The 13,692-nt window shown below is 57.6% G+C and carries 15 protein-coding genes; all 15 read right to left on the reverse strand.

The window, feature by feature from the left end:
* Positions 1-1,167: a flagellar biosynthesis protein FlhB gene (gene flhB / locus H146_RS0112340; RefSeq protein WP_019952187.1), complete on the reverse strand. Its 1,167-nt coding sequence runs from the start codon at positions 1,165-1,167 to the stop codon at positions 1-3.
* Between the two features lie 131 nt (positions 1,168-1,298).
* Complete coding sequence (gene cheZ, locus H146_RS0112345) at positions 1,299-1,955, reverse strand: protein phosphatase CheZ (protein WP_019952188.1); 657 nt, start codon at positions 1,953-1,955, stop codon at positions 1,299-1,301.
* 31 nt (positions 1,956-1,986) lie between these two features.
* On the reverse strand, positions 1,987-2,376 hold the full coding sequence (cheY, locus tag H146_RS0112350; protein ID WP_019952189.1) for a chemotaxis response regulator CheY: 390 nt from the start codon (positions 2,374-2,376) through the stop codon (positions 1,987-1,989).
* Positions 2,377-2,425: 49 nt separating this feature from the next.
* The gene (locus H146_RS0112355) at positions 2,426-3,493 is read right to left on the reverse strand and encodes a protein-glutamate methylesterase/protein-glutamine glutaminase (protein WP_019952190.1); all 1,068 of its coding nucleotides are present in this window, start codon (positions 3,491-3,493) and stop codon (positions 2,426-2,428) included.
* The gene (locus H146_RS0112360; RefSeq protein WP_019952191.1) at positions 3,490-4,104 is read right to left on the reverse strand and encodes a hypothetical protein; all 615 of its coding nucleotides are present in this window, start codon (positions 4,102-4,104) and stop codon (positions 3,490-3,492) included. The genes H146_RS0112355 and H146_RS0112360 overlap by 4 nt, the downstream gene beginning before the upstream one ends.
* 2 nt (positions 4,105-4,106) lie before the next feature.
* Entirely contained in the window at positions 4,107-4,943 is an 837-nt protein-coding gene (locus tag H146_RS0112365; protein ID WP_019952192.1) for a CheR family methyltransferase, read from the reverse strand.
* 278 nt (positions 4,944-5,221) lie between these two features.
* A complete protein-coding gene (gene cheW, locus H146_RS0112370; protein WP_019952193.1) occupies positions 5,222-5,710 on the reverse strand; it encodes a chemotaxis protein CheW in 489 nt (162 codons plus the stop codon).
* 67 nt (positions 5,711-5,777) lie between these two features.
* Positions 5,778-8,132 (reverse strand): chemotaxis protein CheW, encoded by a 2,355-nt coding sequence (locus H146_RS0112375; protein ID WP_019952194.1) that lies wholly within the window; start codon positions 8,130-8,132, stop codon positions 5,778-5,780.
* Positions 8,133-8,228: 96 nt separating this feature from the next.
* Entirely contained in the window at positions 8,229-9,173 is a 945-nt protein-coding gene (gene motB, locus H146_RS19325; protein ID WP_083920867.1) for a flagellar motor protein MotB, read from the reverse strand.
* A gap of 2 nt (positions 9,174-9,175) precedes the next feature.
* Positions 9,176-10,051, reverse strand: coding sequence for a flagellar motor stator protein MotA (gene motA / locus H146_RS0112385; protein WP_019952196.1), 876 nt, complete (start codon positions 10,049-10,051; stop codon positions 9,176-9,178).
* 326 nt (positions 10,052-10,377) lie between these two features.
* Complete coding sequence (flhC, locus tag H146_RS0112390) at positions 10,378-10,944, reverse strand: flagellar transcriptional regulator FlhC (RefSeq protein ID WP_019952197.1); 567 nt, start codon at positions 10,942-10,944, stop codon at positions 10,378-10,380.
* Positions 10,934-11,287, reverse strand: a complete 354-nt coding sequence (flhD, locus tag H146_RS0112395; RefSeq protein WP_051091015.1) for a flagellar transcriptional regulator FlhD — start codon at positions 11,285-11,287, stop codon at positions 10,934-10,936. The genes flhC and flhD overlap by 11 nt, the downstream gene beginning before the upstream one ends.
* Before the next feature lie 370 nt (positions 11,288-11,657).
* Entirely contained in the window at positions 11,658-11,939 is a 282-nt protein-coding gene (locus H146_RS0112400; RefSeq protein WP_019952199.1) for an EscU/YscU/HrcU family type III secretion system export apparatus switch protein, read from the reverse strand.
* A complete protein-coding gene (fliK, locus tag H146_RS0112405; protein ID WP_019952200.1) occupies positions 11,932-13,335 on the reverse strand; it encodes a flagellar hook-length control protein FliK in 1,404 nt (467 codons plus the stop codon). Before fliK ends, H146_RS0112400 begins: the two co-directional genes overlap by 8 nt.
* Positions 13,332-13,691, reverse strand: coding sequence for a flagellar protein FliT (fliT, locus tag H146_RS0112410; protein ID WP_019952201.1), 360 nt, complete (start codon positions 13,689-13,691; stop codon positions 13,332-13,334). Before fliT ends, fliK begins: the two co-directional genes overlap by 4 nt.
* Position 13,692 lies beyond the last annotated feature (1 nt).

Consider the following 13,692-nt stretch of genomic DNA (forward strand, 5'->3'; position numbering starts at 1 on the left):
TCACGGCGGCGGGCCATCCCGTGAAGCCGTCTGCTGCGGTGCATAGGCCATCTCCGGCGGCACCTCGATATCGCTCGGCGCAGTGGGTACCCACCCGCCTTCGCTGCGAAAGCGCTTGAGCTGAAATACCCAGGCAAGCACTTCCGCCACGGCGGTATAGAGTTGCGCCGGAATCTCCTGGTCCAGATCGCCGAAGCGATAGAGCGAGCGTGCCAGCGCCGGCGCTTCCAGAAAAGGCACGCGATGCTCGCGACCCAGCTCGCGAATGCGTCCGGCCACCTTGTCGGCGCCCTTGGCGACAACCCGGGGAGCCCCCATCTGATCCTCCCTGTAGACCAGCGCCACGGCGAAATGGGTCGGGTTGGTAATGATCACATCGGCATCGGGCACCTGACTCATCATGCGTTGTCGGGCAGCGGCCTGCTGCTGCTGGCGAATACGCCCCTTGACCTGGGGGTCGCCCTCCGACTCCTTGTGCTCCTGCTTGATATCGTGGCGACTCATGCGCAGCTTCTTGGTATGACTCCAGAGCTGGTAGGGCACGTCGATCAGAATCACCACGATAAAAGAGAGCATGATCAGTGCACAGCAGGTCAGCACCATCATCAGAGCATGTTGGATCGCGGTCTGAATATTTTCGTTGGCCAGTCCCAGCAATGCTCCCTGCTGATAGTAGAGATAGATGGCAGCGATCAACCCGATCAAAATCGACTTGGCAATCGTCTTGGCAAGTTCGGCAAGAATCTGGCTGGAGAACAGGCGCTTGAATCCGGAGAGCGGGTTCAGGCGTTTGGCATCGAACTTGAGTGACTTGGTGGAGAACAGCCAGCCGCCCAGCGCCATCGGCGCGAACAGCGCGATCAGTGTCATGATGCCCAGTATGGGGGCGATCGCCAGCAGCGCCTGGCGTGCCACCTCGAACACATGGATCATCATTACCTGCGGGTCGCGAGCTACCGCCGTTTCAAACGACATCGAAGAACTCATGATGCGACCCAGATGATCGCCCATCCAGCTCATGGTCAGCCAAAGGCCGCCGATGCCGACCATCAGCATCATGAAGGTGGTCAGCTCTCGCGAACGCGCAATCTGGCCCTCCTCACGCGCCTTTTCAAGGCGTCGTGCTGTGGGCTCTTCGGTTTTCTCTTCATCACTGTCGTCTGCCATATCCTGCCCGTCTATCGGGTTCGGTCTACTCAGGCGACATTTTGTGCGGGGTGGTCGACGGGGTATTGCCCGAATAGCCCCGTCGCAGCGGAGCTATTCGAGCAATGGGAGGAATCGGCTGCGGCCGGGACTCAGAAACCGAGGCTGTCGAGCAGATCGTCGACCTGCCCCTGGTCGGTCACCACATCGGGCGCATCCTTTTTGACCTGGGGCCCGTTGAGCAGCTCATCCGATTTGTTTTTCACTCTGACTCGCTCGCGCATGTTCTCGGTCGGAGTGCTCTCGATCAGCACCTGTATCAATTCACTTTCGATCTCGTGGATCATGTCCATCATCTTCTTGATGACCTGACCGGTGAGGTCCTGGAAGTCCTGCGCCATCATGACTTCCATCAGCTGACTCTGGGTAGCCCGAGTCTGCTCCGGTATCCACTCGAGATAGGCGCGTGTATCCGCCACCAGGTCGCGGGCCTGCTGATCCTCGAGCGGCTGATCGAACCACTGATCCCAGCGCCCGGCCAGTTCGCCAGCCTGCTTTTCGATGTTTTCCTGAATCGGCTGGGCGGCTTCACTGGCGTTAAGCGAACGCTCTGCCGCCTGTTCGGTCATGCTGGCGATATAACCCAGTCGGTCACGGGAGTCGGGAATCGCCTGGGCGGCTTTTTCGACTTCCTTGTCGAGACCGAGTTCGCGCATATTGTCACGCAGAGAACGTGTCAGCTGACCGATGCGAGCAATCAGGTCGGTGTTGAGCGTTTCGTCGCTCTCTGAACGAGAATCGGATGTCATGTCGTTATCTCCCGATAGCTGCTGGAGGCCTTCACTTGTCGAGCTTTTCAAAAATCTTGTTGAGCTTCTCTTCAAGCGTTGCGGCAGTGAAGGGCTTGACCACATAGCCATTGGCGCCGGCCTGGGCCGCGGCAATGATGTTCTCCTTCTTGGCCTCGGCGGTTACCATCAGCACCGGCAGATGCTTGAGGCTGTCATCGGCACGAATCTGCTTGAGCATCTCCAGACCGTCCAGATTGGGCATGTTCCAGTCGGTCACCACAAACTCGAAGCTATCGGCGCGCAGCCTCGACAGCGCCTCGGCGCCGTCCTCGGCCTCTTCGACGTTGGTGAACCCCAGCTCCTTGAGCAGGTTACGCACGATACGTCGCATGGTGGGAAAGTCGTCCACCACCAACATATGCATATTCTTGTCGACCATTGCTGCTATTCCTCCCCCTTGATGCCCTGAAGGCCTGTTGAAAATCTGCTCATACCCGCATCGACTGCCGGTTGTCCCCGCCCAGATGAGCCAGAGCACGCTCGCACATACTGGAAATGGAAACCACCTCGCATGCGGCATCCAGCGCGATCGCCTCGCGTGGCATGCCGAATACGACGCAGCTGGCTTCGTCCTGCGCCAGCGTCCAGGCGCCCGCCTGACGCATCTTCAAAAGCCCCTGAGCACCATCCTTGCCCATACCGGTGAGCAGAATACCGATGGCATTCTTGCCTGCACCAGCAGCAGCGGATTCAAACAGCGCATCGACCGAAGGGCGATGGCGGTTGATGGGCGGGTCTTCACCCAGGGACACCACATAGTTGGCGCCGCTGCGTGCCAATCGTAGATGTGACGTGCCCCCCGGTGCCAGATAGGCGTGTCCGGGCAGCACCCTTTCACCGTCGACCGCCTCCTTGACGCTGATGCGACACAGACTGTCCAGTCGCGCGGCAAAAGAGCGGGTAAAGCCGGCCGGCATATGCTGGGTGATCAGCACCGCCGGGCTGTCCGGCGGCAGCGGCATCAGAAACTCGCGAATCGCTTCGGTACCACCGGTGGAAGCGCCCACGATCAGCAGCTTCTCACTGGAGTAGAGCGGTGCCCTGAGCGTTTTGGTCGGCGGCGCCGGCTGCGACGGTGAAGCGGGTTTTTTAAGCCTTGCCCGCGACGCCACGCGAATCTTGTCGGTAATTTCGCGGGCGTACTCCACCATGCCATCGCGGATGCCCAGCTGCGGTTTGGTAACGAAGTCGACTGCGCCAAGCTCCAGTGCTCGCATGGTCACTTCGGAGCCTCGTGCGGTCAGTGAAGAGACCATGACCACCGGCATGGGGCGAAGACGCATCAGACGTTCAAGGAAATCAAGGCCATCCATGCGCGGCATCTCGACATCCAGCGTCAAAACGTCCGGGTTATGCTGTTTGATCAGCTCACGCGCGACCAGCGGATCAGGCGCGGTGGCGACCACTTCCATGTCGGACTCCTGGTTGATGATTTCGCTGATCAGGCTGCGAATCAGCGCCGAATCATCAACACATAACACCTTGATTCTATTCACCTCAGTGCTCCCTTGATATCTGCCGCCAGAGCCGGCGGCGGTGCCTCATCAAGCAGTGATGCCAGCAGCTTCTTCTCGCGTTGCTGTAAATTGTCGCTACCCTGAAGGCGTTTCAGTCGCGCCTGCCCGGTAGCAGGCAGGTAATGCACTCGGCGGGCATAGCTATTGTTTAAATCCTGTGCCAGCAGTGGGATACCGGCCCGCTCGAGCCAGTCAACGGCAAATTCGCTGTTGGCCTGCCCCACTCGAGACGCCATGCCGGATATCACCATCCCACCGCCAAACAGTTTGGCCTCCAGGTGCTGCCGTTTACCGCCCCGCCGGCAGATCTCTTCAACCAGAGTGGTCATGGCCGCCTCGCCGTAGCGCAGCCGCGAACCGCTATGATCGCGGCTGCCATCGCCGGGCAGCATGAAGTGATTCATACCACCGATCCCCGCACGTGGATCGCGAATACAGGCCGACACACAGGAACCCAGTACGGTAGCAAGCACCATCGGCTTGTGAGTGACGAAATATTCGCCGGGCAGCACCTTGATCGCCTCAAGGTTGTCATCGCGGTCAAAATAAAAGTGGCTTGCCAATCCATGGCCAATTTCGTCGCTGATCAATTTTATCGCCCCGTCTTCCCTAGCCCGTAGACCGTATGACCGCGCAATTTGAAAGCATCGGTCAGATAGGTAAAGTTTTCGGAGTGGCCCGCGAAAAGCAGACCATCCGATTTGAGCAGAGGCGCAAACCTTTCAAGAATTTTTTTCTGTGTTTCCTTCTCGAAATAGATCATGACATTACGGCAGAATATGGCATCGAAGGGCCCCTCCAGATCCCACCTTGGTCCCAGAAGGTTCAACGACTTGAAGCGCACCATCGGGAAAATTTTCGGATTGACGCGTGCTACACCGGTTCGCGCGCCGGTACCACGCATGAAAAACTTTTTCAGCGTTTCAGAGGGCAGCTTTTCGACCTGATTGAGCGGATAAATACCTTCACTGGCAACGGCAAGTGCTCGGGTATCAATATCGGTGGCCGTAATAATGGCATTCTGCGCTGCACTGCCGAGCGCATCCGACACCGTCATGGCCAGCGACCAGGGCTCTTCACCGGTCGAAGCGGCGCAACACCATATTTTTACCGGCTCTTTTCTGTCTCTGATGTGATCGGCAAGAATAGGAAAGTGATGGGCCTCGCGAAAAAATGAAGTCAGATTGGTGGTCAATGCGTTGACAAAATGCTCCCACTCTTTCGCCTCGGCATGACCATCCAGCATGTCCAGATACTTCTTGAACTGCATCATGCCCAGCGTCCGCACCCTTCTTGCCAAACGGCTATACACCATCTCCTTTTTATGCATGGCAAGTGCAATGCCGGCACGTTCGTGTATCAGACGCCGAACACGCTCGAAATCTTCATCTGTCAGCCTCAGATCGCGACTTTCCGCCACTTCTTCCATTTTGACTACTCCATCCGGCCTGCTGACGAATACCGGCGACCTGAACCACTACAAAGTTGCCACGACCGATGGATCGTCAGTGACTTCGCCCCGCACTGGGGTAAGCGGCTAACAGGAACTCCTGTTCCAGGATTCAACGACATTACATTGTTTCAGGGATATTATCGGCATCCCGATAGTTTACTTTAACCTGATAAACCGACAATAAATGCTATGGCAATCTCTTGGCTGCGAGCCTTTCATTGCCGGCTATTTTCTTTAGCATGCCGGTCGATTCGTCATGTCGCTTCGTCGATAAGGGCCATCTCTTCGCTGGTCATAAGCCCCTCAATGTCGACCAGAATCAGCATCCTGTCCTCAAGGCTGCCCAGACCACGAAGATACTGCGTTGAAAGTGTCGCGCCAAATTCGGGTGCCGGCTTGATCTGATCGGTCGTCAGTGAGAGGACATCCGATACGCCATCGACCACGACCCCGACTACGCGCTTGCCAATATTGAGTACGATCACGACAGTTTGTGCCGTAAAGTCGGCGTTACCGATGTTGAACTTGAGGCGAAGGTCGACAATCGGCACGATGACGCCACGCAGATTGGTGACTCCCTTTATAAAAGAGGGCGCATTGGCAATGCGCGTTACGCCCTCATAGCCGCGAATTTCCTGAACACTCAGAATATCGATGCCGTACTCCTCCTCGCCGAGACGGAATACCAGAAATTCGTGCCCTTCTCCTTCGATCTTGTGATGATCCGCAGCGGCTGCTTCCATTGTTCTCTCCTGATTGGCCCTTGATACTGAAGTTAACGTCTATGCATTTTTTGAAGGCTGCAAGCCATCAATGCAGGCCGGCCGCCTCATGACGCCGGCTGTCCTGTGGGGCTTCGCGCTTGACAGTGGCACGCGAAAGTGCCGGCACATCCAGAATCAGCGCCACGCTCCCGTCGCCCATAATGGTCGCCGCCGAGATACCGGGGACACGCTTATAGTTGGTCTCGAGGCTCTTGACCACCACCTGATGCTGGCCGATAAGCTGATCGACCAGTAGCGCAAACTGGCGTCCCTCGCTCTGCACCACCATGACGATGCCCTGTTTAACCTCCTGCTTGGCATTCGGAATGTCGAATACTCTCCAGAGCTCAACCAGCGGAAGATAGTCGCCGCGGAAATAGAGTACCCGCTCGCTACCGGTAACCGAGCTGAGGTTATCGTCGGTAACCTGCATCGACTCCTGAATAGCGCCCAGCGGCAGAATGTAGACTTCTTCACCAACGCGCACCGACATGCCGTCGAGAATCGCCAGCGTCAGTGGTAAAACAATGCGTATGGTCGTCCCCTGCCCCTGCGCAGACTGGATATCGACATGCCCACCCATCTGGGAAATGTTGCGCTTGACTACGTCCATACCGACACCGCGACCGGAAAGATCGGTCACCTCCTCGGAGGTCGAAAAGCCCGGCGCAAAGATCAGCTGCCAGACTTCATCGTCGCTCATTGCATCCGATACCGCCAGCCCGCTGGAATAGGCCTTCTTGAGAATCCTGTCGCGACTCAGGCCGCCCCCGTCGTCGCTTATCTCGATCAGAATATTGCCACCCTGGTGACTTGCAGAAAGCTTGAGCGTGCCGGTTTCGGACTTTCCCGCGGCACGTCTTTTTTCGGGTGTTTCAATACCGTGATCGAGGCTGTTGCGCACCAGATGGGTCATGGGGTCGACGATGCGCTCGATCAGCCCCTTGTCAAGCTCGGTCGCCTTGCCCTCGGTCACCAGCTCGACTTTTTTACCCAATTTACCGGCAAGGTCACGCACAAGCCGCGGGAAGCGGTTGAACACCACATCCATCGGCACCATGCGAATCGACATGACGGATTCCTGCAGATCACGGGCATTGCGCTGCAATTGCGCCATGCCACTGAGCAGGCTGCCATGCGTCACGGGGTCGAATTCGGCACTGCTTTGCTCCAGCATCGACTGAGTAATGACCAGCTCACCAACGAGATTGATGATCTGGTCGATCTTTTCGATCGAAACGCGTAGCGAGGCCGCTTCACCAGAGGCATTCGACTTGTCCGCTCTGGACGCCGAGGCGTCGCCGGTCGTTCGTGTGGCGCTGGAATGCTCGGCAGGCGTCGCGGCCCCCTGAGCCGCATCTCTGTTTGAAGCCAAGGTACTGTTGGCGTCGTGCTTTTGCGCTGTTTGCCCGTCAACAGCCGAAGTTTCGCTTCCTTCAGCCACAGGTTCCGGCGCAGTCGACGGCGTTACGGGAGGAGATACGCCGTGCTCGATGCGAATCTGGTCGTCATCCACAATAAAACAGAGCACCGCACGCAGATCATCATCGCCGGTTTCGGTTTCAATACTGACTTGAAGCTCGTCTTTGGCGTGCTGCTGATGACTCAGAGATCCGAACAGAGCCAGCTCTTCGCCCAGTTTTGCAGCAGTATCGGCATCCACTCCGGAAACGACAATAGTACGCGGTACCGAACCTACCGCCTCCCTGTTTGCGCTGCCGAAGTGGATCTGGTCGCTGTCGACCACGAAACAGAGCACCGCATGAATGTCTTCTTCACCGGTTTCCGTGACCAGATGAACACTCAGCGTGCTATCTTCATGCTGCTGATCGGAAAGGGTCCCGAACAGGGACAGCTCTTCGAGCAGACTGGCTGCAGTGTCACTGTCGACACCGGTCACCGTGATCGCCAACCCCTCCGGTGCGCTTCCAGCGGCTGCCCCGGCGCTGCCGGCGTTATCCTGGCTGCCGGGCACCTGTCCCTCGGCTGTCGCACGAGCAGCCTCGCCGGAGTGCTCTTCGGCAAGTGCTCGCAAAACGGCACAGATACGCTCGTAAGCCTGTTGGTCGGGCTCCGTTTTCTGTCGGTAGGCGTTGAGCTGATCGCTGAGCATATCCTTGGTTTCCAAAAAGATATCGATGGTCGCGGCATCGAGGTTACGCTCGTGGTGGCGCGCCTGATCGAGGAGGTTTTCGAACAGGTGGGTGGTCTCCTGCAGTATGGTCAGACCAAAAGTGCCAGCGCCGCCCTTGATGGAGTGTGCCGCACGGAAAATGGCGTGAAGCTGCTCTTCATCGGGATGATCGGGATCGATCTGCAGTAGATGCTGCTCCATGTCGTTGAGCAGTTCATCCGCCTCGTCAAAAAAGGTTTGATAAAATTCATCCAGATTGATACTCACGCCTTTTCCCCTACCCTGATGAAGATAATGTTTTGCCCATCACGATGTCACCGGGCAACCGGTCGGCGTTCAAGGGCACTTTTCTTCAAGCTTGCCTCAAGATTGCGTGCTACCTTCTTCACCGCTTGACTGAGCCGTATTGGTGCCTCTGATCATGGTTTCGAGAGGCTGACTCGGCTGCTGACTGTCGATAAAGATTGGCTCGCCCGAACGACTGTTTTCCTCTTCAAGCCTCTGTTGAGCCTGCTGATTGAGGACCAGGATGCTGATGCGACGATTCAACGGCGAGCCGGGCTCATCGGCCAGTGGCATGGCATCCGCCATACCGATGACCCGCATCAATCTGGACGGATCGAGCCCACCACGTACCAGATCACGTCGAGCGGCGTTGGCACGGTCGGTCGACAGCTCCCAGTTGCTGTAATTCGAAGCTCCGGTGGCATACTGCAGATCGTCGGTATGACCGGATAGCGTGATGCCGTTGGGCAATTCGTTGAGCAGCGGTGCGAAAGCAGTCAGTATGCGATGCATATGCGGCTCCAGCCGGGCACTACCCAGTTCGAACATCGGCCGACGCTGACTGTCCACCAGCTGAATGCGTAGCCCCTCCGGCGTCAGTTCCAGCCGAATCTGCGAACGCAATACCCGCAGTGCCGGGTCTTCCTGAATCAGTACTTCAAGACGCTGCTTGAGTCGACTCAGCGCTTCGCCATTGGCTGGCATCACGCGAGCGGGGTTCAGATCGGTGCGCCGCAGTGAGCCGTCGCTCTGCATGGGATCATCACCGCCCCCGGGAATCACGTTCGGGCTGTTGGCCACCTTTTCACCGCTACTGAAGGCAGCGCTCAAAGGCATGTTGAAGTATTCGCTGACGGTCTTGAGCTCATCCTCGGAAGCGCTGGAGATCAGCCACATCACCAGAAAAAAGGCCATCATGGCGGTCATGAAATCAGCGTAGGCAATCTTCCAGGTGCCATGGGATCCCGTATGACCCACAACCTTTTTACGGCGGACGACGACAGGGCGACGATTCTGACTCATTTTCAGCCTCCGCTGGCGGGCTGGGAGCGCACGCTACGCATGTGCTCTTCCAGCTCGCTGAAAGTGGGACGCTCGGTGGAATAGAGTGTCTTGCGGCCGAATTCGACCGCGATCGGTGGCGCATAACCATTAAGATTGGCAAGCAGTGTGACCTTGATGCACTGCAGCATCTTGTCGGTTTCGCTGATCTGGTGGCGCATGAAAGTCGCCAGTGGAGAAACGAAGCCGTAGGCCAACAGGATACCCAGAAAGGTGCCCACCAGCGCGTGAGCGATCAAGGGGCCAAGCAGGGAGGCCTCCAGCCCAGGTGCACCCAGTGCGTTAATGACGCCCATGACGGCTGCCACGATACCGAAAGCCGGAAGGCCATCGGCGACGTTACTCAATGCATGAGCGGGTATATCGGCTTCATGCTGAAAGGTCTCGATTTCGTGGTCCATCAGCGACTCGACCTCGAAGGCATCCATGTTGCCGCTGATCATCAGGCGCAGATAGTCGGTCAGGAATTCCATCAGCACCGGGTCCGCCAAAAGCTTCGGATAGCGTGCGAAGAGCGCACTCTGTTGCGGGTCCTCGACATCCTTTTCAAGCGACATCATGCCCTCCTGACGCCCCTTGGAGAGCAACAGATAAAGAAGCCCCATCAACTCCATGAAGAGCTCCTTGTTGTATTTACCGCTCTTTCTCAGTCTGGGCAGCGCCTTGAGGGTTGCCTTGACCGCCTTGCCGTTGTTGCTGGCCAGAAAGGCACCGGCCGCCGCACCGCAGATGATGATCACCTCGGCCGGCTGCATCAGCACGCCCAGACTGCCACCAGCCAACATAAAGCCGCCCAGCACAGAAGCAATTACGGCGATGAAACCAAAAAATATAAGCACTGCATTTCCTCGGCGTTCGTGACCTGCCTGTAACATCGGCAGAAAACGCCTGGACTTGAGTATGAAGCCTGTTTCACATGGCGATTTCATATGGCAGCGCGAAATACCTGCCAACCAAGCGGATCGGTAACGATTATGGAACAGGACAGGAGCGCTTCAGCGCTGGACGTACCGGCAAAAAAGCTCTCAATTCACGCTTTTAATATTCTGAAAGCAAGCGCACCGGCGGCCTTTGGGGGAGGAGATAGAAAGCCCCTTGACACTGAGTGCCAGGGGCTTGAAAAAGTTACGATTCGTGTCACCGCATTAGAAGCGGGAGTGATAGCTCAGCCGGTGACCTGTTCGCGCTCGCTTTTAAGGCGCGCCCGCTCGGCTGCGCGTCTTGTTTTGCCGGCTCGCGAGGGAGGTTGGCAGATACCGCAGACAAAGTCGTGATCGAGACTTTGCGCATGGTTGACAAAACGACCGCTGCAGCTGTTGCAGGTCGAAAGCTGCATCATGTCGCTTTCGAAAAAGCGCACCAGCGTCCAGGCCCGCGTCAGGCCGAGCACCGCCTCGCCATCTTCCAGCATCGAGATCTGCTCGAAGTAGAGGCGGTACGCCTTGATGATCGCCTCCATGCGGTCACACTTTTCGCGCTGGCGCAAGGAGAGATAAACATTATAAAAAAGTGATGAGTGTATGTTGGGCAACCAGGTAATAAACCAGTCGGTCGAGAAAGGCAGCATGCCCTTCGGGGGCGAAACGCCACGCACTTCCTTGTAGAGACGGATCAGACGTCCGCGAGACAGATCGGTTTCAGTTTCCAGCACCTGAAGCCGCGCACCCAGCTCAATCAGCTCGATGGCCAGTTGAATGTCACGCACTTCGTTGATGACGCTCTTATCGGCCATACTGCTGCTCCCCGCCTACCGTCTCTTCTTCGTGCTCAAAACTGCCACCTGCCAGTAGAATGGCGGCATGGGTACGCTTGAGGTCATCCTCGCGCTGATCGCTGGTCAGCGAGGCAAGCTGGGTAGCGTCTGTCAACGAAAAATGACACAGCAGCTGATTGGAGTTGGCGAGTTTGGCCAGCTGTGAGATCGGTAGCGATACCAGCGTATCGGCCATCTGCTCGCTGATCTTGAGCCTGAACATGGCGGAAGTACGATCCTCGTTGAGGAGCCGCTGCACCAGCAACAGATAGGAAAGATTGACGTTACGTATATCGTCCAGAAGATGACTTGTTGTGCTCATATGACCCGATACCCTCGTCTTCGAAAAAAATTCGCCCGGAGCCAGCAACTGCGTTGTTGGTGCCTTTTTCCTGCGTTTTTAATGGCCCTGGACGGCTGATGACACCTTCTGCCGCCTGACGGCCTTTTTTGAATCTTATGTAACCTGACGTTACTTTTTGCAATCCTGGCACACCCTCTTTTACCAATACAACCATCCATTCAGCATCAGAAACCCCATACTCATTGTTTATAGCGCACTAGTCGCTTAACCCATTGATACAGAAGGCTAATAAAAAAGTATGAAAAAAGTATGAATTTTACAGGATGCCCGCGGATTTCTGGATGCTGGCTTGCAAAAGGCATCAGAAAGTCAAGGACAGGAAGGAGGCTCAGCTCTGCGGTTGACGTTCCAGCTCGTAGACCCAGCAGAGAAGCTCGGCGATGGCCACGTAGAGCTCTTCGGGGATACAGTCGTCGAGGTTGACATTCATCAGCAGATTGACCAGCTCGGCGGACTGATGGACATAAACGCCACTGCTGTTGGCCCGCTCGATGATGGCATCGGCGATATTGCCGTAACCCTTGGCGACGACCGTGGGCGCACGGGTTTCATCGTAGGAAAGCGCAACGGCGCGCTGGCGGGGCTTTCTGTCGGCAGGCGTATCAGGCATCTGACGTCTCACTGCCGGAGCGTGGCGAGAAGTTCATCGAGGCTATGGGCAGGCCGGCAGCTTCCAGACGTGTCGCCAGACCGCCGCCCTGACGCCTGACCAGCGCCAGCGACGACTCATCGACCTCGCCGCTGACGTGAAGTGTCCCGCCCTGCAGGCTGATCTCGATATCCATGGCACCCAATTGCGGCATATCGAGATGTAGACGAGAACGCCAGATGCGCAGAGCGTCATCATCGACCTCACCGCCGGCACTCTCCTCCTCCAGCTCCCAGCGCATGGGCATATCAGGCATGAAAAAGCCCTCCCAGCGAAAAAGCGGCTGCGTCAGCATCTCCAGCTGATGGCGCAACAGTCCCTGCAGGGAGTCGTGCACTGGTTCGGCAGCGCTACGCTGCTGTGTGGCAGCGTTATGGGTATCGGCGCTCTCGCGTAACTGCATCAGAGCCTCGCCGCGAGCAGCAACCTGTGCCAGTTGAGCGGCACGCTCGGCAGTTGAACCATGGTTGGCGATAAGCGGCGAAAGCTGCGCCGTCACCGGCGACTGAGGAATAGCTGCCGTTTGGCCGCCGGGAAGCTGCGTCGATGGCAGAACAGTGCCCGATTGTGCCATCTGCCCCATAAGAAGATGAGATGAGGACATCGGAATACCGGGCTGCGCCATCTGGCCGAAAGCGGTGGCAGCCGATGGCAGGGGTGATGCAAACCCCGTCGCGGGCAGCGCAGCGGTTGCCGCCGGCCGACCTGCCGCCGACTGAGCTGTCCCGGACTGACCTGCCGCCGACTGAGCTGCCCCGGACTGACCTGCTGTCGACTGGCCTGACGCCGGCATGGCGACCAGCCGCGCCAGCTTGCCCTGGGGTTCGCGCAGCAGCTCTCCGACATCGTAATTGCCCTTGAGCCACTGGGAGAGGTGAGACTCATAGAAAAGACCGCTGTGGCGCACCTGTCCGGAAAGCGCCGTGGAGAGTCGCGAGGCCGTAGGCTCGGAACGCGTTAGCGCCTGGCTGGACTTGACCGCCTGGGTGTCGACGGGGAATTTTTCCAGGATACGGGCAATGGTGCGCGCCTCGGCGCTAAGGTGGGTTCTGGATGAGCTGTTCTGCGTCTGTCCGGCGTTTTCCGCAGCGCCGCTCGATACGTGCCCCTGGGTACCGCGCAGCTGTGGGTTGCGCGCCACCTCTCCCTGGTTGGTACGAGGGCTGTTGCTGGAGATGCCGGCACGCTGATCAATACGATCATCCGGCGTATCCGAGGTCGGATCGCGCAGAGAGGTAATACGCGAAACGCCGCCAAGCGGCTGTTCGGCCTGCCTGGCGGCAACGCGCTCGACGTCACCCCGGCGCCCCAGCACATTGCTTATCAGGGTATCGACAAGCGGCGTGATAATACTCAAGACTGCCGATTCCCCGGCGACTCTGAGCCAACACCGTAAGCGCCAACAATGCGCTGACGGTTGCGCCCCTCTTCGATCAGTTCACTGAGCTCACCAAGACGCCCCTGTAGCAGCTCACCAAGTCGCCTGTCGTTGTCCACGAGCTTCTCGAGCAGCTCCTTTTTGTAATCCTGACGATCACTGTCGAGCGCCGCCCGGCTGTCGAGCGTACGCAGGTTTTCAATCTCGCGAAGGTATCGATTTTCGTGAGCGATCAGCGTCTCCCACTGCTGGGCAGCCGCCTGCTCGAGCATCTGCTCGCTGAGCGCCAGGGTACGTTCGTACCGCTGGATGATGCCGCTGTGCGTCTCTTCCATA

Source organism: Kushneria aurantia DSM 21353 (assembly GCF_000382245.1).
In the GTDB taxonomy this organism is placed as follows: Bacteria; Pseudomonadota; Gammaproteobacteria; order Pseudomonadales; family Halomonadaceae; genus Kushneria; species Kushneria aurantia.

Excerpts from the sequence above, each read along its gene's own strand:
- flhC (WP_019952197.1), bottom strand. The coding sequence starts at position 10,944 with ATGGCCGATAAGAGCGTCATCAACGAAGTGCGTGACATTCAACTGGCC.
- cheW (WP_019952193.1), bottom strand. The coding sequence starts at position 5,710 with ATGGAAGCAGCCGCTGCGGATCATCACAAGATCGAAGGAGAAGGGCAC.
- H146_RS0112365 (WP_019952192.1), bottom strand. The coding sequence starts at position 4,943 with ATGGAAGAAGTGGCGGAAAGTCGCGATCTGAGGCTGACAGATGAAGAT.
- cheZ (WP_019952188.1), bottom strand. The coding sequence starts at position 1,955 with ATGACATCCGATTCTCGTTCAGAGAGCGACGAAACGCTCAACACCGAC.
- motB (WP_083920867.1), bottom strand. The coding sequence starts at position 9,173 with ATGAGTCAGAATCGTCGCCCTGTCGTCGTCCGCCGTAAAAAGGTTGTG.
- fliT (WP_019952201.1), bottom strand. The coding sequence starts at position 13,691 with ATGGAAGAGACGCACAGCGGCATCATCCAGCGGTACGAACGTACCCTG.
- flhD (WP_051091015.1), bottom strand. The coding sequence starts at position 11,287 with ATGAGCACAACAAGTCATCTTCTGGACGATATACGTAACGTCAATCTT.
- flhB (WP_019952187.1), bottom strand. The coding sequence starts at position 1,167 with ATGGCAGACGACAGTGATGAAGAGAAAACCGAAGAGCCCACAGCACGA.
- H146_RS0112400 (WP_019952199.1), bottom strand. The coding sequence starts at position 11,939 with ATGCCTGATACGCCTGCCGACAGAAAGCCCCGCCAGCGCGCCGTTGCG.
- cheY (WP_019952189.1), bottom strand. The coding sequence starts at position 2,376 with ATGGTCGACAAGAATATGCATATGTTGGTGGTGGACGACTTTCCCACC.